The organism is Streptomyces sp. NPDC056361, from assembly GCF_042262805.1.
Lineage (GTDB): Bacteria > Actinomycetota > Actinomycetes > Streptomycetales > Streptomycetaceae > Streptomyces.
In genome coordinates, this window is record NZ_JBHJQI010000055.1 from 1 (window position 1) to 17,428 (window position 17,428).

Below are 17,428 nucleotides of genomic sequence, written 5' to 3' on the forward strand. Positions count from 1 at the left end.
CCCGGTGCGGGTGCCGCCCTCCGCCGTACCGGGGCTCAGGCGTCGAAGGCCTCGGCGTGGCCCTTGGCGAGCAGCAGGTACATCTCGGCGTTCAGCTTGATGCCCTCCTTCTCCTCGTCGGTGAGCGGGCGGCGCACCTTCGCCGGTACGCCCGCCACCAGCGAGCCCGGCGGGATCTCCATCCCCTGCGGGACCAGCGCCTGGGCGGCGATCAGGGAGCCGGCACCGATCCGGGCGCCGTTGAGGACCGTCGCGCCCATGCCGACGAGCACGTCGTCCTCGATGACGCAGCCGTGCACGGTGGCGTTGTGGCCGACGGTCACCCGGTCGCCGATGGAGACGGGGAAGCCCGGGTCGACGTGCACGGTGCTGTTGTCCTGGATGTTGGAGTCCTCGCCGATCGCGATGGGACCGCAGTCCGCGCGCAGCACGGCGTGGTACCAGATGCTGGCGCGGGCGCCGAGCGTGACCTCGCCGAGCACCACGGAGGTCGGGGCGGTGAACGCGGTCGGGTCGATCAGCGGCTCCTTGCCGCCCACACCCTTGATCAACGCCTCTGTCATGGTTCGCTCCTGATCGTCAGCCGTCGTGTCGCGCCCGGGGGAGACCCCCGGCCGCAGCCTATGCGGTGCTCATGACGGACATCACAGCGCACCGCGGTGATCAGGTACGACGGCGCCGACTACGGTGGCCGGGTGCCCAGGAACAGAAACACGTTCTCATCCCTCGCCGCCTGGCGGCGCCGGGTCGTCGCCCGTGCCGTGCAGGGCGGCTGGCGCTGGGCGCAGCAGGCCGGCTCCGTCACCGCCGAGCACCCCGGGCGGCTGCGCTTCCGCCGGCTCGGCGCGGGCACCCGGCTGGCCTTCCCGCAGGGCACGGTCTTCGGCGAGCGCTGGATCGAGATCGGCGAGTGCTGCATCATCGCCGAGCAGGTCACGCTGACGGCGGGCATGCTGCCGGGCCTCGACCTCGGCGCGGACACCGTCCTGACCCTCGGTGACGGGGTCGTCCTCGGCCGGGGCAGTCACGTCATCGCCGACGCGCGGGTGACCATCGGTTCCGACACCTACTGCGGGCCGTACGTCTACATCACCTCGACCAACCACAGCTACGACGACCCGGACGAGCCCGTCGGCCGCCAGTGGCCCCGCTCGGAGCCCGTCTCCATCGGCCCCGGCTGCTGGCTCGGCACCGGCTCCGTGATCCTGCCCGGCGCGAAGCTCGGCCGGAACGTGGTCGTCGCGGCGGGCGCGGTCGTCCGCGGCGAGGTGCCCGACCACTCGGTGGTCGCGGGCGCGCCCGCGCGGGTCGTCCGCAGCTGGGACCCCGAGCGGGGCTGGCAGCCCCCGCTGCGGACCCCGGCCCCCAAGCCGATTCCGGAGGACGTGACGGCGGAACAGCTCGCCGCGCTGGCGGCCTGGGAAGCCGAACAGGCGACCACGTCCTCCTGGACGAGTCATTCCGAACGCTGAGGACGTGGTCGGGGAAGCGGGCGGGACGTCCAGGAGCGTTGAGTGACGAGCTACCCGGACGACACGCACGGGTGGGGCTGAGCGAAGACCGGTGGGTGTGCCGCGGCGCGGCACACCCACCGTCACGTGCTCAGGAGCGCGTCGGTCACGCGGCACGCCGTGCGAACGCGCGGGACGCGCGCCGGCGCTCGGGGTCGAACGCGTCGACCGCGCCCGCGCCCTCGTCGCCCGGGCCGCTGTTCCAGCCGCCGATCTTGCGGGCGACGCCCTTCAGACGCGGGTGGCCGGGCTTGACCGCGATCTCGAAGTGGGACTCCTTCGGCGTCGTGAAGTCGCCGCCCCAGGCGACGACGCCGTCGAGCTCGGCGAGGATGTCCCGGACGACGATCAGCTCGTTCGGGTACAGATTGCCCTTGGAGCCGGCGGGGTACCACGTGGGGCGGATCGCCAGTGCGCTCCCGGACAGGTAGTTGGACTCGTACGGCTCCGCCACCGCCCGGTCGCGGGTCCAGCCGTGCACGTCGCCGGTGCGCAGCGCGTCGATCTCGTAGTGGAACCGCCGGGCCACGTGCAGCAGGACGGTGGCGGCGTCGCCGTCGGCGAGCGAGACGTGCAGGCCGCTGCCCTCGATGGCGAAGGTGTTCGCGTGGGCGAGGACGGGCCAGCCGCTCCTGGACGCCGTCGACTGCCACGTGCGGCTGTCGGCCAGGGCCGGGGCGGCCCCGCCGAACTCGACCAGCGTCGCGGCGATCGCGACACCGGAGGTGGCGCCGATGAACCGGCGCCGTGAGAGCCCGATCAGGTTCATGACTGGTGCTCCTTTCTGGACGGGCTGAGAAGACGAGCGACCCCGAATCGCAGCAGGACGACGAGTGCGGCCAGGGCGATGACAGTGAAGATCACGATGGCCGGGTTGACCCACGCGGGCACCAGGTCGTAGTCCGCGTTGCACTTGTCGTGCAGGGGGAAGAGCTTCCCGAACTCCTCCGCACGGGCCTTCCGGTAGGCCTCGTCGTAGTTCTCGTGGCGCATGTAGAGGCAGGTCTTGCGGGTGTCGAGACCTCCCGCGAAAAGTCCCCAGAGCCACGACATCAGGCCGGCGCAGAGCGAGACGGAGAACACGCGCACCCACCACACGGGGCGCCGCCATTTTCCGTCCCGCAGCCCGCCGGCGATGCGGAAGAGGTTCCAGAGATTCCACAGCGTCCATCCGAGGAGGAGGAGGGCGCCGAGGGGTACGAGGATGTGTTTCATGCCGCTGTTCTCGCTGATCGTTACCGGGCGGACCGTGCTCGTGCGGCCTTGAGATAGTTCGAGTGGTTCGCCCGGAGCGTCGCCACGCTGCTCGTCTCCATTCCCATGCGGGCGAGCAGCGCGTCGACGAAGCCCTGCTCGAACCTCTGGAGCTTGTCGAAGCCACCCGGGAGGTTCTGGTAATCGGCCGGGAACGCCGCGCCGGCATAACCGATGAGGTACGCCTGGGCGACCGAGAGCGTTCCGTCCAGAGCGGTCAGGGCATTATGGGCGGAGGTCTTGCAGTCCGTGGCGTTGCCCCACCGCCCGGTGAAGTAGTTGTTGAAGCGGCGCAGACCGCCACCACCGTTGTAGTGGGCCTTCATGGCGTCGACGATGTTCCCGCCGCCCCGCACGGCCTGGGCGAGCAGGTACCCGTCGGCGTCCTCGATGAGGTCGTTGAAGCCGAACGAGGAGGAGACGCCCGGGACACCGAGCCTGGCGTGGGCGAACGCCAGCGGATCGGCGTACTCCTGTTCGGAGTTGCGCCAGTCGGCCCAGAACGTCATCAGGTCACCGGCCCAGCCGCCGACGTCGCCGCCGTTGGCGGACTTCTTGTTGTCCGGCTGGGCGGTCAGCAGGTGGGCGTTGGCCGTGGCCATCATGTGCTCGGAGCCGAGCTGGTACCCGGTGAAGGGGTCGGTGAAGAACTGGGTGATGCTCATGCCCTTGGAGTTGCAGAAGTCGACGAATCCGCCGTCGTAGCCGCCGATGAGGTACCACCAGCCGAGCTTGTTGGCCGTGTCCTTGTTGCCGTACGCGGAGTGACGGATGTACTCCATGACCAGCTGGCTCTGCTTCTGGCCGGTGGCGCCGTACTGGCCCGCCAGGTCGTACAGCTTCTGGACGTAGGCGATGAAACCGTCCGCCGGGCCGCCTGTCTGGTTCACCGAGGAGACGCCGGCGTCGAGCCCGGAGGCGACGTCGTTGTCCAGGTCGAACGAGTCGGTGCCGTTGGTGACCTTGAACTCCTTGATCTGGTTGAACGCCCAGTTCCGCGGAATGGGGAAACCGAGGTTCCCGGAGAATCCCCAGGACATGCCGGAGACGAAGGAGAACCGGGCGAACGTCTTGTTGCTGACGGTGCTGCAGACATTCCGCGATCCGTAGACGCCGTGCGTGTATTTCTTGCCCTGGCCGGCGAGGGCCGCCTGCACGCCCTGGAAGTACGGCACGATGGCGCTCGCGATCTCTTCGCTGGTCGCGTCGTAGTCGACGGCGAAGTAGATCGTGGTGCCCCGGTTGAAGCCGTATCCGTCGGCACATTTCTGGGCGTTCAGCCCGTGCTGGTAACCGGTGGTGTAGGAGAAGTCCGAAACCTGGCGGGCGTTGTCCTGGTAGATCGGGAAGACCCTGAGCCCCGCGCGGAAGATGGTGTCCAGCTCCCCCGGCTTGATCTCCTTGTCGAGGGTGGAACCCGGCGGGTCGAATATGTAGCGTCCGACGAACCGGTATCCGTTGTCGAACAGCCACTTGGCGCGTGACGCGGTGATCTCGTACCGGGTGTCCGACGCGGTCGCCGTGCGGTTGGGGTCGCCCATGGACACCAGGAGCTGCGCCCATGTCTCGTAATCGCCGGTGCGGTTGTCGGTGAGCTTGTTGAACTTCTGGAAAACGCTGACCCAGTCGCCGAGCTTGGAGTCGAACGTGGAGCGCCACGTCGTGACGACGGGGTCGCCGGTGGGGTCGAAGGTCGGGGAGTTGAAGAGGCACGCGGCGGAGAACAGCTGGACGAAGACTCCGGACGCGCCCTCGGAGAGGGTGTGGGACCGCAGTCCCGCCTGCGTCGCGGGGCCGAAACTGCCGTTCGGCGCGGCGATGCCCAGCTCGTACTGGAGGGCGATCATCAGCGACTTCTGGACGTCGCGGGAGTAGATCCCGTCGCAGGGCCCGATGTTGTAGGCGTCCTTGGCCCAGTAACGGCTGTTCAGCCACTGCTGGACCGTCCGGACTCCGTCGCTTCCGCCGGCCACGACGACATAGGCGTCCATGTTGAGAAGGGCCTTGGCGACCTTGGCGTTGATGACGCCCGCGCCGCCGATTCCCATGTCGCCGCGGAGCTTCGACACGGCCTCACGGGTGACGCCGGTAAACCAGCCTTCGCTCTTGGGCTCGACGGCCCAGTATCCCTTGCACCACATGGCGAACTGGAGGATAGCGACGATGTTCCGGTTCTTGTCCCACTCGAAGCCGATGTCGCCGAGCGCGGCCATCTTGGAGTAGGTGGTAGGGCCGAACGAGGCCACGACCGGGCTGATTCCGAGTTCCTTCTGCAGGCCCATGACCAAGGAGTTCATGGTCCCCCAGCCCGTGCGGCCGTCCTCGGGGCATGGCACGTATCCGGCGACACCCGCATAAGTGGAGTTCACCCACTTCTGGGCCCGGAGAACTTGCTCGTCCGCCACAGTTCATTCCTTTCGTACGTACGGGAGCGGACGTGACGTGGTGTCGGCGCGGTAACGCTTCCCCAGGTCGATGCGGGTTGGTCGATCCCGCACAAAAGAAATCCGTGTTCCGCCCCCGTGTTGGATTTCCCGGATTCCGAATCTGTCCATGCCCCGGTGGTCTGGACGAGTGATCTTCCGGCCACACGGTGCCGGTTACGAAGCGCCTCGGGCTCTGAACGACGCGACCGTCGCCAGGCGCTCCGGTGCGAACGCGTCGATCGAGCCGGCCCCCTGACCGGGAGCGTCCCGCCACTCGCGCAGCTTGCGGGCCACGCCCCGCACCTTCGGGTGGGTCGGCCCGAGAGCCAGCTCGAAGTGCGACTCCTGCGGGGTCGCCAGGTCGCCGCCCCAGGCGACGACACCGTCGAGCTCCGCCAGGATGTCCCGCACCACGACCTGCTCGTGCGGGTAGAGCCCGCCGCCCACGCCGAGCGGGTAGGCGTCCCGGCGGATGGATATCGCCGTGCCGGACAGGTAGTTCGACTCGTGCGGCAGGCGGATCCTGCGGGTCGTGGAGTGGCCCGTCACGTCCCCCACGCGCAGCTCGTCGATCTCGTAGTGGAAGCGGCGGGCGACATGGAGCAGCAGCGTCGCCGCGTCGCCCTCGGCCAGCTGGACGGAGCGGCCGCTGCCCTCGATGGGGTGCGCGGGGGCCGCGTCGAGGATCTTCCAGCCGTTGGCCGAACGGGTGCCGCGCCAGTTGGCCGGCCTCGGGACCGTGCCGGCCGCGGCGCCCGGGACGGCGGCCGCCGCCGGGGTGAGGTCAAGCAGGCCGAGGGCGGTGGCCCCGGCCAGACCGCCGGCGGCGCCGAGCACACGGCGCCTGCTCAGATCGTTCATGACGTGCCCTTCTTCTCGGTACGGCGTCGGGTGACGGCCAGTCGTACGGCATAGGCCAGGCAGAGGACCGCCAGTGCGGGCAGCACGGCCAGGGTCGGGTTGACCCAGGCCGGGACGAGGTCGTATCCCGCGTTGCACTTGTCGTGCAGCGGGTACCACCGGGTGTACTCCTCGAAGTTCGCGCTCCGGTAGAGCGCGTCGTAGGTCTCGCCCGCCCGGTGGCAGGCCTCCTCCGGGTCGAGCGACGCGCCGGCAAGCGAGCCGACGAGGTACGTGACCCCCGTGGCCGCCAGGAGCAGTAACGCGCTCCAGACGAACCAGCCGGGGCTGCGGCGCCATGTCCCGGAGAACAACGGACGGCTCCAGAAGAAGACCCCGGCCAGGAGGGGTATGAGGAGGGGGAGGAGGATCACCATGGGCCAAGCCTGCACGTGCCTCGTGCCGCACCGGCCCTATCGCGCCACCTCGCCGCTGTCGCGCCTATCGGCCGGCCCCTCGCTGGGCCGCACGCTGGTCCGCCTGCTTGCGGTAGGTGGCGAGGTTCTGCTTGAACTGGGCGGCCAGGCTGTTCTCCAGGCCGATCAGGGAGAGCTGGCGGTCGGTGAACCCCTGACAGAACAGGGCGAGCTTCTCGGTGTTGCCCGGCAGCAGGACGTAGTCCGCGGGGAGCGCGGCGCCGGCGCCCGTGATGAGCGCGAGGCGGGCCAGATTCACGGTGGTGTCGGCGGGCCCGGCGAGGACGTCCCAGCAGCAGGCGCGGCAGTCGGTGCCGTTGCCCCAGCGCCGGTCGAAGTGGCTGCGGAAGCGGCGCAGGCCGCCGCCGTTGTTGTAGTGCGCGTTCATCCAGTCGAGGATGTTCCCGCCGCCGTCGACGTGCTTGGCCAGCAGGTAGCCGTCGACGTCCTCGATCATGTCCGTGTAGCCGAAGCTGGAGACCTGGCCGGGGATGGCCAGTTTCGCCTGGGTGAAGGTGAGCGGCGAGGCGTACTCGTCGACGTGGTTCCGCCAGTCCGCCCAGAAGGTCATGATGTCGCCGCCCCAGCCGGCGATGTCGCCGCCCACGGCCTCCTTCTTGTCGGACGGGTCCGAGTTGACCAGGAAGCCGTTGGCCGTGGCCATCAGGTGGGTGGCGTCGAGCTGGTAGCCCGTGATGGGGTCCGTGAAGGTGTTGAAGACCGTCTCGCCACGGGCCTTGCAGTAGGCGACGAAGCCGTCGTCGTAGCTGTCCGCGAGCCACCACCACTTCACGCCCTGGTACTTCTCGTGGCGGATGAACTCCATCACGAGGCGGCTGGCGTTGGTGCCGACGTTGTTCGCCGTCTTGTAGGCGTTGGCGTGGTCGAGGAGCCGCTGCACGTAGGCGATGTAGCCGTCGGCGGGGCCGCCCGTCTCGTTGACGGAGCCCACGCCGGGCTCGCCGTTCTCCCGCCAGACGTCCCGGTCCAGGTCGAAGACGTCGGAGCCGTTGGTGACCTTGAACTCCTTGATCTGGTTGATGGCCCAGTTGGAGGGCAGCGGGTAGCCGAGGTTGCCGGAGAAGCCCCAGGACATGCCGGAGACGAAGGAGAAGCGCGCACCGGTCTTGGCGGTGACGTTGATACAGACGTTGCGGGAGCCGTAGACGCCGTGGAGGTACTTCTTGCCCTTGCTCGCCAGGCCGGCGACCACGCCGTTGAAGTACGCGACGACGCCCTGCGGCTGGCCGTCGATCTCCCACTGCTGGGCGTCGTAGTCGACGGCGAAGTAGATCGTGGTGCCCCGGTTGAAGCCGTAGCCGGTGGCCAGCTCGTGCGCGTTGAGGGCGTGCTGGAAGCCCTGGCTGTAGGTGAAGTCGGAGAGCTGGCGGGCGTTGTCCTGGTAGATCGGGAAGACCCGCAGGCCGGCGCCGAAGATGGTCTGCAGCTCGCCCGGCTTGATCTCCTTGTCGAGGGTGGACCCCGGCGGGTCGTACAGGTAGCGGCCGACCATCCGGTAGCCGTTGTCGTACAGCCAGCGGGCCCGGGAGGGCGTGATCTCGAACCGCGTGTCCGAGGCGGTGGCGGCACGGTCCGCGTTGCCCATGGAGACCAGGAGCTGCGCCCAGGTGTCGAACTCGCCGACGCCGTAGGAGGCGTCGTTCTTCTTGTAGAGCTGCGCGAACTCCTGGAAGATCTGGACGAATTCCTTGGTCTTCGAGTCGTAGGTGCTCTTGAAGGTCGTCCGGACCTCCTGGTCGTCCAGGCCGCGCAGGATCACCGGCTCGTTGAAGACGCAGGCGGCGGTGAAGAGCTGCACGAAGATGCCGGAGTCGCCCTCGCGCACGGGGTGGGACCGCAGGCCGGCCTGGGTGCCGGGGCCGAAGTTGCCGCTGGGGGTGAGGCCCAGCTCGTACTGGATGGCGATGACCAGGGACTTCTGCACGTCCCGGGAGTAGATGCCGTCGCAAGGACCGATCGAGTAGGCGTCCTTCTGCCAGTAACGGCCGTTGAGCCACTGCTGGATGTTGCGGATCTTGTCGGTGCCGCCGGCCACGACGACGTACGCGTCCATGTTGAGGATGCACTTGAAGATCTTCGGCGTCACCTGGCCGCCCGCGGTGCCGGTGCCGCCGTCCGGCAGGCCCATGTTGACCCGGAGGGACTTGACCGCCTCGGTCGTGACCGCGCCGAACTCGCCGAAGCCGTTGGCGCCCCAGTAGCCCTTGCAGAACAAGCCGTGCTGGATGATCCGCACGATGTTGGAGTTCTGGTTCCAACCGAAGCCGATGTCGCCGAGCGCCTGGACCTTGGCCATCGTGGTCGGGCCGAAGCTCGCCACCACCGGCGTGATGCCCAGTTCGTGCTGGAGGCCCATGATCAGGGAGTTCATGGTCGACCAGCCGGTTCGGCCGTCCTCCGGGCACCGTACATAGCCGGCCACGGCGCCGTAGGTCGCGTTGACCCATTTCTGCGCGTCGAGCACCTTCTCGTCAGCCACGGGATTCCCCCAACGGTCCGCTGCTCGCGCCGGGTCGCGAAGCCCCGCGACGCCGGTCGGCAGTTCTGGAAAGAGCCAGGTGAACCTAAGCCGGTTCCCGTACCGCTGAAAAGGGGTTTCCGATGCGGCCACCGGCCGTGAACTTCTCTTTCTCTCCATGGAGTTGAGGACAGGTTGAGGCAGGAAGGGGCGTTACTCGGCCATGCCTCGGAGGCGGGTCCAGCGGCCGGTCGCGGGTGCCTCAGGGGCGGCCGATGCCCCTGGGGAGGGGGCGGGGAGCGGACGTCGGGCGATGGCGCGACGCCGTGGGCGGGGGGTGATTCAGGCCATGGCGGAGTGAGGCGCGAAGAGTGGCGGAAGAGGCAGAGAAGAGGGCGAGAGCGCCAGAGTCCCACGATGTGACGTTGGTCACTCGTGAGGCTCCGGGTGGGACGTTCCTCAGGTCGCGACGAGGAGGACCGTGCCGCCCAGGGCGAGGAGCGCGCCGGCGGCCTGAATCGCGCGGAGGCGCTCCTTGAGGACCGCGAACGCCGCGACCGCGGTGACGACGGGGTAGAGGCTCGCGAGGACCGCGGCGAGGCTGACCGGGCCCTGCTGGGCCGCGATCGCGTAGGTGCCGTTGGCGGCGACGTCGGCGAGGCCGACGAAGGCGAGGGCCGGGAGCGCGGCGCGGATGACCGGAGTCCCGCCCTCGGGGAGCGCGCGGGCGCCGCGCCGTACGGAGGCGTACAGGGCGCCGCCGCCCACCAGGACGTTGGTGACGCGCTGGACGAAGAGGGCGAGGGAGAGGCCGGTGACCGTGGTGGAGGCCTCGGCGATCAGTGCCATCACCGAGCCGAAGCCGAAGGCCGCGACCAGGGTGAGCAGGACCGTCTGGCGCTGGACGGGTGCGCCGCGCAGTTCGGGGCCGCCCGCGAGCACGATGCCGAGGACGGCCACGCCGATGCCGGCGAACTGGAGCAGGCCCGGCCGGTCTCCGACGATCAGGCCGACGGAGACGGGGACGATCACGCCGAGCGAGCCGAGCGGGGAGACGACGCCCATCGGGCCGAGCGCGAGCGCCTTGTAGAAGGCGAGCATCGCCGCCGGGCCGACGACGCCGGCCCCCACCGCGTACCAGAGCTGGGGTCCCGCCTCGGTCCAGGCGCCGGTGGCGAGGACGATCGCGCCGAGGACGAGGACCGCGAGGACCTGGGAGACCACCACGACCGTGAGGGCGGGGATCCGGCGGGTGAGCAGTCCGCCGCCGAAGTCGGCGAGGCCCCAGAGCAGGCTGGTGGCCAGGGCGAACAGGGCGGTCATGGATCCTCGCAGTCGCGTACGGCAGGACGCAGTACAGTGCAGTGAACAATCGGGTGCATCCCACCGTAGTTCAGTTCATTGAACTCTGTCATCCAAAATATTGGACGGAATGTGTCGGACCTCGATCAGCTCACGCAGTCGCTCGCCCGGAACCTGAAGCGCTGGCGCAAGGAGCGCGGCTTCACCCTGGACGCGCTCGCCGCGCGGGCGGGGGTCAGCCGCGGCATGATCATCCAGATCGAGCAGGCCCGGACGAACCCCAGCGTCGGCACCACGGTGAAACTGGCCGACGCGCTCGGCGTCTCCATCACGACCCTCCTCGACTACGAGCAGGGCCCCCAGGTCCGGCTCGTCCCGCCCGGCCAGGCCGTCCGCATGTGGTCCACCCCCACCGGCAGCCACACCACCCTCCTGGTCGGCACCGAGGCCCGCGGCCCGCTGGAGCTCTGGTCCTGGACCCTCATGCCCGGCGACGGCAGCGCCTCCGACCCGCACCCGGACGGCACGACCGAGCTCCTGCACGTCACCGCCGGAGTCCTCACCCTCGTCGTCGACGGCGAGGAGCACGTCCTGCCCGCCGGCACCTCCGCCGCCTTCGAGGCCAACCTCGCGCACGTCTACCGCAACGACGGCGACGAGCCGGCCGAGATGACGATGGCGGTCTCCATCCCGCCCGTACGCTGAGACGGCCATCCGCCCCCGGGGCGACGGTTGTTAGCGTGAGGCGCATGCGCGCACCCATCGGAGACTTCACCGACGCCCGGCCCGCCGCCGACCGACTCGACCTGCTCACCGCACCCGTCGCCGTCGCCGTCCGCGCCTGGACGGGGCCCGTCACCGTCGATCAGCTGCTCTACGTGGACACCGACCCGGCCATCGCCGACACCGCCGTCTTCGTCGAGCACCACGGTGCCGACCTGCTCGACGCGTCCGCCAACTGCGTGGTCGTCGCGGGCAAGCGGGGCGAGACCACGACCCTCGCCGCGTGCGTGGTGAAGTCGGCGACCCGGGTCGACGTCAACGGGGCCGTACGCAAGCACCTCGGCGCCCGCAAGGCCTCCTTCGCGCCGATGGACACGGCGACCGGCGAGACCGGCATGGAGTACGGCGGCATCACCCCCGTCGGCCTCCCGGCCGCCTGGCCCCTGCTCGTGGACGCCGCCGTCGTCGACACCGAGTGGGTCCTGATCGGCAGCGGCAGCCGCCGCGGCAAGCTCATCCTGCCGGGCAAGGCCTTCGCCCAACTGCCCGGCGTGGTCGTCTTGGAGGGCCTCGGCGTCGCCGTCGGCTGACCGGACACGGCCCGGGACGCCTTCGGGCGCCCCGGGCACCCGGGTCAGCCGAGGCGCGGGATCTCGATCGCGGGGCAGCGGTCCATGACCATGTCCAGGCCCGCCGCGCGGGTCCTGGCGAAGGCGTCCTCGTCGATCACGTCCAGCTGGAACCAGACCGCCTTGGCGCCGATCGCCACCGCCTCGTCGGCGATCCCGCCCGCCTGGTCGCTGTTCACGAACACGTCGACGACGTCCACCGGGAACGGGATGTCGGCGAGGGAGGCGTACCCCTGCTCGCCGTGCACCGTCTCCGCCTTCGGATGGACCGGGACGATCCGCTTGCCGAAGCGCTGGAGAACCGCCGCCACGCCGTACGCGGCCCGCGCCTGGTTCGAGGAGAGCCCGACCACCGCCCAGGTGTCGCCGGTGGACGTCAGGATCCGCCGCACCGACTCGGACGCGGAGTACGCCGTCGGCTCGGTCGGTCCCGTGGTGGTGGTGTCGACGCTCATCGTCTGTGCTGCCTTTCCTCGGCGCGGCCCGTCCTCCACGTAAACGAGCCGCGCCGCACGGTGATTCCCGCCGGCCCGCTCAGCCCTCCCAGGCGAGCCGTTCGGCCTCGCGCGGGGCCTCGACCAGGGACGGAGTGCCCGGGCCGAAGGTCATGACCGGGCGGGCCGGGTCCCAGGCGCGCCAGCCCGGGTCGCCCGTCGTGGCGAAGGCCACCCAGGCGGTGTGCATCGCGGTCGCCAGGTCCTGGGGAGCGTCCGGGCCCGTCAGCGCGCGCGTCTCCGGCCGGTCGAGCGTGTCGAAGACGAAGCCGAGTTCGAGCGCGTGGCAGGCGCGGAGGTCCTGGACGGGGGAGGGCCAGCCGAACTCGTACAGATACGTCGCGGCGGCCCTGCCGTTCAGCCGGAAGTCCGCGTACATGTTCTGCGGGATCCGCAGCAGCTTGTCCGCCGCGAGCACGCCCAGGACCTCGCCCGGCTTCTCCCGCGTCCGGCCCTCCCGGTACACCTTCGCCACCCGGGGCGGTATCCGCCCCTTCCGGAGCAGGAACCGCTGCGCCAGTGACCCCACCTTCTCGGTGTGCCCGCCCGGCACGAACCACAGCCGGTACTCGTCCGTGTTCGTGCCCATCAGCAGCTCCACGTCCGCCGAGGCGCCGTCCGCGAGCAGGTCCCCCGGATGGTCCGGCAGGACCTCGCCGTCCACGGTGATGTGGAAGGTGTGCCTGCTGAGGATCGGATTGCCCTTGCCCGTCACCGCGGTCTGCGCCGCGAGCAGCCGCTCCGGGTCGACGGCGGCGAACGCCTCCGCCGTCGCCGGCACCCTGAGCCGCGCGGCGATCGCCTCCGTGGTCCTCCGGGCGACGTCGACCGACCGGGCGCTCGGCGCCCCGCTCTGGATCACGGCCCGCCGGAACAGGCCCTTCGCGAGCGGCGAGGCCATCAGGGCGGCGATCGATATCGCGCCGGCCGACTCGCCGAACACGGTCACCCGGTCCGGGTCCCCGCCGAAGGCCGCGATGTTCTCCCGTACCCAGGTCAGCGCGGCGATCTGGTCGCGCAGACCGAGATTGGCGGGTGCGTCGGGGAAGACCCCGAACCCCTCGACGCCGAGCCGGTAGTTGATCGAGACGAGGACGACGCCGTCCCGGGCGAAGGCGGTGCCGTCGTAGACGGGGACCGCCGAGGAGCCGTGGATCAGCGACCCGCCGTGGATCCAGACCATCACCGGGCGCCCGCCTTCGCCGGGATCGCCGGCGTCGGATCCGCCGCCCGTGGTCGGCCACGGCGCCCACACGTTGAGGTTGAGGCAGTCGTCGCCCGCGACCTCGGGATCGGGGAGCAGCGCGTCCAGAGGCGGGGCGTACGGGCGCTTCGGTGCCGTCGGCCCGAAGGCCGTGGCCTCCCGCACCCCCTCCCAGGGCTCGGCCGGCTCCGGCGCGCGGAACCGGAGCGCCCCGACGGGGGCCTGCGCGTAGGGGACGCCGAGGAAGGCGGCCACGCCGTCCTTCAGGGCGCCGCGCAGAGCGCCGTTCCTTATGCGGGTCTCGGGGCTGTGCTCTGACATCAACTGAGGCCTTCCCTAAGGGCGATGGTGACAAGACGGTACGGACACGACCTCGCCTCGCGCCACCAGTGCGCGCTTGAGGACCTTGCCGGTCGGGCCGAGCGGCAGCTCGTCGACGAAGCGCACGATCCGGGGGTACTTGTGGCGGCCGAGCCGCTCGCGGGACCAGTCGACGAGCTCGTCCTCGGAGAGCGGAGCGGCGTTCTCCCGGCGCACCACCACCGCGCACACCTCCTCGCCCTTCGCCTCGTCGGGGACGCCGATCACCGCGACCTCCGCGACCGACGGATGGCGGACGAGCACCTCCTCGACCTCCCGCGGGTAGACGTTGAAGCCGCCGCGGATCACCAGGTCCTTCTTGCGGTCCACGATCCGCAGGAAGCCGTCCTCGTCGCGGGCGCCGAGGTCGCCCGTGCGGAACCAGCCGTCGACGACCGCCGCGGCCGTCGCCTCCGGGTCGTCGAGGTACCCGGCGAACACGTTGTGCCCGCGCACCACGACCTCGCCGACCTCGCCGTCCGCGAGCAGCCGGACCTCCCCGTCGACGGCCGCGTCCGCGACGCCCACCTCGACGCCCCACACCGGATGCCCGACCGTCCCCGGCCGGCGGCCCAGGTGCGGCTGGTTGAAGGTGGCGACCGGCGAGGTCTCCGTCAGGCCGTACCCCTCCAGGACCTGGGTGCGGAAGGCCTCCTCGAAGCGCTCCAGGACGGCGACCGGAAGCGCCGCACCGCCCGACACGGCGGCCCGCAGGGCCGCGGGCCGCAGCTCCGAGGCAGCCGCGGCCTCCACCAGGGCGTGGTACATCGTGGGCACGCCCATGAAGACCGTCACGCCCTCGTCGGCGAGCACCCGGAGCGCCGTGGGACCGCTGAACCGGGGCATGAGCACCAGGGTCGCGCCCTGGCGGAGGGTGCCGTTCATCGCACAGGTCTGGCCGTAGCTGTGGAACAGGGGCAGACAGCCGAGGACCACGTCGCCGGCGCCCAGACCGAGCAGGTCCTGCGAGGTCACGGAGGCGTTCATGACGATGTTGAGATGCGTGAGCAGGGCGCCCTTGGGGCGGCCGGTCGTGCCGCTGGTGTAGAGGATCACGGCGGTGTCGGACGGCTCGGCCGGCTCCGGCGCGGCCAGTGGCTCCGCGGCCGACGGCGCCCCCTGGAAGGCGCGCACCCCGGCGGCCCGCGCCGCCTCGTCGGCCACCGCCCAGAGCGGCCCGCCGCTGACGATGCCGGCCGCGCCGCTGTGTTCGAGGACGTACCGCACCTCGTCGGCGACGAGCAGCGCGTGCACCGGCACCACCGTCGCGCCGGCGGCGAGGGCCCCGTAGTAGACGCGCAGGAACTCGGTCGTGTTCGGCAGCAGCACGGCCAGCCGGTCGCCCGGCTTCACACCGGCCTCCCGCAGCCCCGCGGCGCAGCGCAGCGCCTCCGTCCACAGCTCCCCGTAGGTGAGCCGGGTCGCTCCCTCGACCACCGCGATCCGGTCGGGGAAGTGGCGGGCGGACTCGCCCAGCACACCGGCGACGCTCAGTGACATGACACGCTCCAGGGGCACGGAGTGGACGACGCCTCCCGCACCGCTCGGAGGACGCGGAGGCGACGGCGCCGTCGACCATCGGCTGACACCGCACAGAATCCGCCGCGATCCCGCCCGCACACCATGTGCAGACGCCCACCATGTGACGGGGCGAGCTGGGCAACGGCCCCACCGTCGGACCCGACCCGTGGCATTCGCCAAATCCCGCAGCTACGGTGCCTCGCATGACGCACAGCTCGGCCGCGCCCGGCGAACCCGCGGGGGCGCGCTCCGGCGGAAGCCACACGCCCCTGGGCAGCGCCGGAGGCTCCGGAGCGCTCCGCCGCGCCCTCGCCACGACGATGCTCGCCGACGTCGACCGGCTCACCGACCGCGCCGTCGCCGACATCCGCGCCCACTCCGGTACGTACGCCTCGGGTGCCCCCGTCACCCGGGAGGACCTCTGGGAGATCTGCCGGGACAACCTGCTGCGCGCCCTGGAGGACTTCGGCGGCCTCGACGCGACCGGCGGCGACTTCGAGTGGGCGGCGCGCGAGACCGGCCGCCGCCGCGCCGAGCAGGGCGTGCCGCTCGACACCGTGCTCCAGGCCTACCGGCGCGGCGGCCGGGTCCTCTGGCAGGTCATGGCCGAGCACCTGCGGGTCCGGGCCGGACGGGCCTCCGACAGCCGCGACATCGAGCTCGACATGGCGGGCGGCGTCTGGGAGACCATCGACCGCTACTCGGTCGCCATGGCCGACGCCTACCGGGTGGCCCAGCTGGAGCTGCAGAGCCGCCAGGACACCCGGCGCGTCGCCCTCTTCGAGGCGCTGCTCGACGGCCGCGCCGACGACCCGGCCGTGGCCTCGGCCGCCGCGGCCGCGCTCGGCGTCCCCGCGGTCGACCGGTACGTCGCCGTGGTCGCCGCCCAGGACCCGGCCGCACCGCCGCACCTGGCGCCCGCCCTGGAGGCCCAGGGCCTGTGGTCCTTCTGGCGGCCCCGCTCGGGGCGGTACGCCGGCATCGTCCGGCTGCCCCGCCGCGTCACGCCCGCCGACCGGACCCCGACCGGACCCGGCGCCGCCGACCCGGCGGTCCGGACGCTCCTCGCGGCCCTGCGCGAGCGGACCGGCGCGACCGCCGGCGTCTCCCCGGAGTTCGAGCGGCTCTCCCAGGCCGGCCGCGCCCTGCGGCTCGCCGAGCAGACCCTCCGTACCCTCCGGGCGGGCAGCGGCGAGGTCGCGGGCTTCGACGCCCGGCTCGCCGAGGTCCTCCTGAGCGGCCGCACCGACATCGCCGAGCGGATCGTCACCGTCCACCTCGGCCCCGTCCTCGCCACCGGCGGTGAGCGGGCCGCGCTCCTCACCACCCTCAGGGCCTGGCTCGACCACGGCTGCTCGGCGTCCCGGGCCGCCGAGCAGCTCTACTGCCACCGCAACACGGTGCTCAACCGCATCGGCCGCATCGCCGAGCTCACCGGCCGCTCCAGCGAGTCGGGCGAGGCCAGGCTCGGCTGGGCGCTGGCCCTGCGCGCCCTGCCGTACGCGGGCCTCGCGGCCGCCCCCGCACCGGCCGCCGGAGAACGCGACGCCGACGGAACGTAGGCTGGCCGGATGCAGGAGCAGTACCGCACGCTGGCCCACGAGGGCGTGCACGAGACCGAGATCAACCGCTCGCGCTTCCTCTGCGCGCTGGCGCCCGTCGCCGACGAGCGGGAGGCCCAGGAGTTCGTCGCCCGCATCCGCAAGGAGCACCCGACCGCCACCCACAACTGCTTCGCCTACGTCCTCGGCGCCGACGCCTCCGTCCAGAAGGCCAGCGACGACGGCGAGCCCGGCGGCACGGCCGGCGTCCCCATGCTCCAGATGCTGCTGCGCCGCGAGATGCGGTACGTCGCCGCCGTCGTCACCCGCTACTACGGCGGCGTGAAACTGGGCGCCGGCGGCCTCATCCGCGCCTACGGCGGCGTCGTCGGCGAGGCGCTCGACGCCCTCGGCACGGTCACCCGGCAGCGCTTCCGGCTCGCCACCGTCACCGTCGACCACCAGCGGGCGGGCAAGCTGGAGAACGACCTCCGCGCCACCGGGCGCGCCGTCCGCGCCGTCCGTTACGCCGACGCCGTCACCATCGAGATCGGCCTGCCCGACTCGGACGTCCCCGCCTTCCGCGCCTGGCTCGCCGACACCACGGCGGGCACGGCCGCCTTCGAGCTCGGCGGAGAGGCGTACGGCGACGCGTGACGCGTGGAGCG

Annotated in this window: 16 protein-coding genes; 5 read left to right on the forward strand and 11 right to left on the reverse strand. The window is 71.3% G+C overall.

Features of this window, described 5'->3' with window-relative positions:
- Positions 1-35: 35 nt before the first annotated feature.
- The gene (locus ACFCY7_RS19480; protein ID WP_376486652.1) at positions 36-563 is read right to left on the reverse strand and encodes a gamma carbonic anhydrase family protein; all 528 of its coding nucleotides are present in this window, start codon (positions 561-563) and stop codon (positions 36-38) included.
- Positions 564-695: 132 nt separating this feature from the next.
- Here ACFCY7_RS19480 and ACFCY7_RS19485 point away from each other — a divergent pair, with 132 nt between their 5' ends.
- The gene (locus tag ACFCY7_RS19485; RefSeq protein WP_376486654.1) at positions 696-1,472 is read left to right on the forward strand and encodes an acyltransferase; all 777 of its coding nucleotides are present in this window, start codon (positions 696-698) and stop codon (positions 1,470-1,472) included.
- 145 nt (positions 1,473-1,617) lie between these two features.
- Here the strand turns inward: ACFCY7_RS19485 and ACFCY7_RS19490 are convergent, their stop codons facing one another.
- The 7 genes from ACFCY7_RS19490 to ACFCY7_RS19520 form a co-directional block, all read right to left on the reverse strand.
- A complete protein-coding gene (locus tag ACFCY7_RS19490; protein ID WP_376486657.1) occupies positions 1,618-2,280 on the reverse strand; it encodes a hypothetical protein in 663 nt (220 codons plus the stop codon).
- Positions 2,277-2,726: a hypothetical protein gene (locus ACFCY7_RS19495; RefSeq protein WP_376486659.1), complete on the reverse strand. Its 450-nt coding sequence runs from the start codon at positions 2,724-2,726 to the stop codon at positions 2,277-2,279. Before ACFCY7_RS19495 ends, ACFCY7_RS19490 begins: the two co-directional genes overlap by 4 nt.
- A gap of 20 nt (positions 2,727-2,746) precedes the next feature.
- The gene (locus tag ACFCY7_RS19500) at positions 2,747-5,170 is read right to left on the reverse strand and encodes a glycoside hydrolase domain-containing protein (protein WP_376486661.1); all 2,424 of its coding nucleotides are present in this window, start codon (positions 5,168-5,170) and stop codon (positions 2,747-2,749) included.
- Between the two features lie 195 nt (positions 5,171-5,365).
- Positions 5,366-6,052 (reverse strand): hypothetical protein, encoded by a 687-nt coding sequence (locus ACFCY7_RS19505; RefSeq protein ID WP_376486663.1) that lies wholly within the window; start codon positions 6,050-6,052, stop codon positions 5,366-5,368.
- Positions 6,049-6,468: a hypothetical protein gene (locus ACFCY7_RS19510; RefSeq protein WP_376486665.1), complete on the reverse strand. Its 420-nt coding sequence runs from the start codon at positions 6,466-6,468 to the stop codon at positions 6,049-6,051. The genes ACFCY7_RS19505 and ACFCY7_RS19510 overlap by 4 nt, the downstream gene beginning before the upstream one ends.
- Before the next feature lie 64 nt (positions 6,469-6,532).
- Positions 6,533-9,007, reverse strand: coding sequence for a glycoside hydrolase domain-containing protein (locus tag ACFCY7_RS19515; RefSeq protein ID WP_376486667.1), 2,475 nt, complete (start codon positions 9,005-9,007; stop codon positions 6,533-6,535).
- Between the two features lie 438 nt (positions 9,008-9,445).
- A complete protein-coding gene (locus ACFCY7_RS19520) occupies positions 9,446-10,309 on the reverse strand; it encodes an EamA family transporter (protein ID WP_376486670.1) in 864 nt (287 codons plus the stop codon).
- Between the two features lie 111 nt (positions 10,310-10,420).
- Between ACFCY7_RS19520 and ACFCY7_RS19525 the strand changes: the two genes are divergently transcribed.
- Both ACFCY7_RS19525 and ACFCY7_RS19530 read left to right on the forward strand, forming a co-directional pair.
- The gene (locus ACFCY7_RS19525) at positions 10,421-10,993 is read left to right on the forward strand and encodes a helix-turn-helix domain-containing protein (RefSeq protein WP_376486672.1); all 573 of its coding nucleotides are present in this window, start codon (positions 10,421-10,423) and stop codon (positions 10,991-10,993) included.
- A 44-nt stretch (positions 10,994-11,037) separates the two neighbouring features.
- Positions 11,038-11,601, forward strand: coding sequence for a YbaK/EbsC family protein (locus tag ACFCY7_RS19530; RefSeq protein WP_376486674.1), 564 nt, complete (start codon positions 11,038-11,040; stop codon positions 11,599-11,601).
- 44 nt (positions 11,602-11,645) lie between these two features.
- Here the strand turns inward: ACFCY7_RS19530 and ACFCY7_RS19535 are convergent, their stop codons facing one another.
- The 3 genes from ACFCY7_RS19535 to ACFCY7_RS19545 all read right to left on the reverse strand — a co-directional run bounded on the left by ACFCY7_RS19535 (position 11,646) and on the right by ACFCY7_RS19545 (position 15,198).
- Positions 11,646-12,095, reverse strand: a complete 450-nt coding sequence (locus ACFCY7_RS19535; RefSeq protein WP_376486677.1) for a CoA-binding protein — start codon at positions 12,093-12,095, stop codon at positions 11,646-11,648.
- Between the two features lie 79 nt (positions 12,096-12,174).
- Positions 12,175-13,659 (reverse strand): carboxylesterase/lipase family protein, encoded by a 1,485-nt coding sequence (locus ACFCY7_RS19540; protein ID WP_376486679.1) that lies wholly within the window; start codon positions 13,657-13,659, stop codon positions 12,175-12,177.
- 15 nt (positions 13,660-13,674) lie between these two features.
- Positions 13,675-15,198, reverse strand: a complete 1,524-nt coding sequence (locus tag ACFCY7_RS19545) for a long-chain fatty acid--CoA ligase (protein WP_376486681.1) — start codon at positions 15,196-15,198, stop codon at positions 13,675-13,677.
- A gap of 224 nt (positions 15,199-15,422) precedes the next feature.
- Between ACFCY7_RS19545 and ACFCY7_RS19550 the strand changes: the two genes are divergently transcribed.
- Both ACFCY7_RS19550 and ACFCY7_RS19555 read left to right on the forward strand, forming a co-directional pair.
- Positions 15,423-16,781 (forward strand): PucR family transcriptional regulator, encoded by a 1,359-nt coding sequence (locus tag ACFCY7_RS19550; protein ID WP_376486683.1) that lies wholly within the window; start codon positions 15,423-15,425, stop codon positions 16,779-16,781.
- 9 nt (positions 16,782-16,790) lie between these two features.
- Positions 16,791-17,417, forward strand: coding sequence for a YigZ family protein (locus ACFCY7_RS19555; protein ID WP_376486685.1), 627 nt, complete (start codon positions 16,791-16,793; stop codon positions 17,415-17,417).
- Positions 17,418-17,428: the final 11 nt, after the last annotated feature.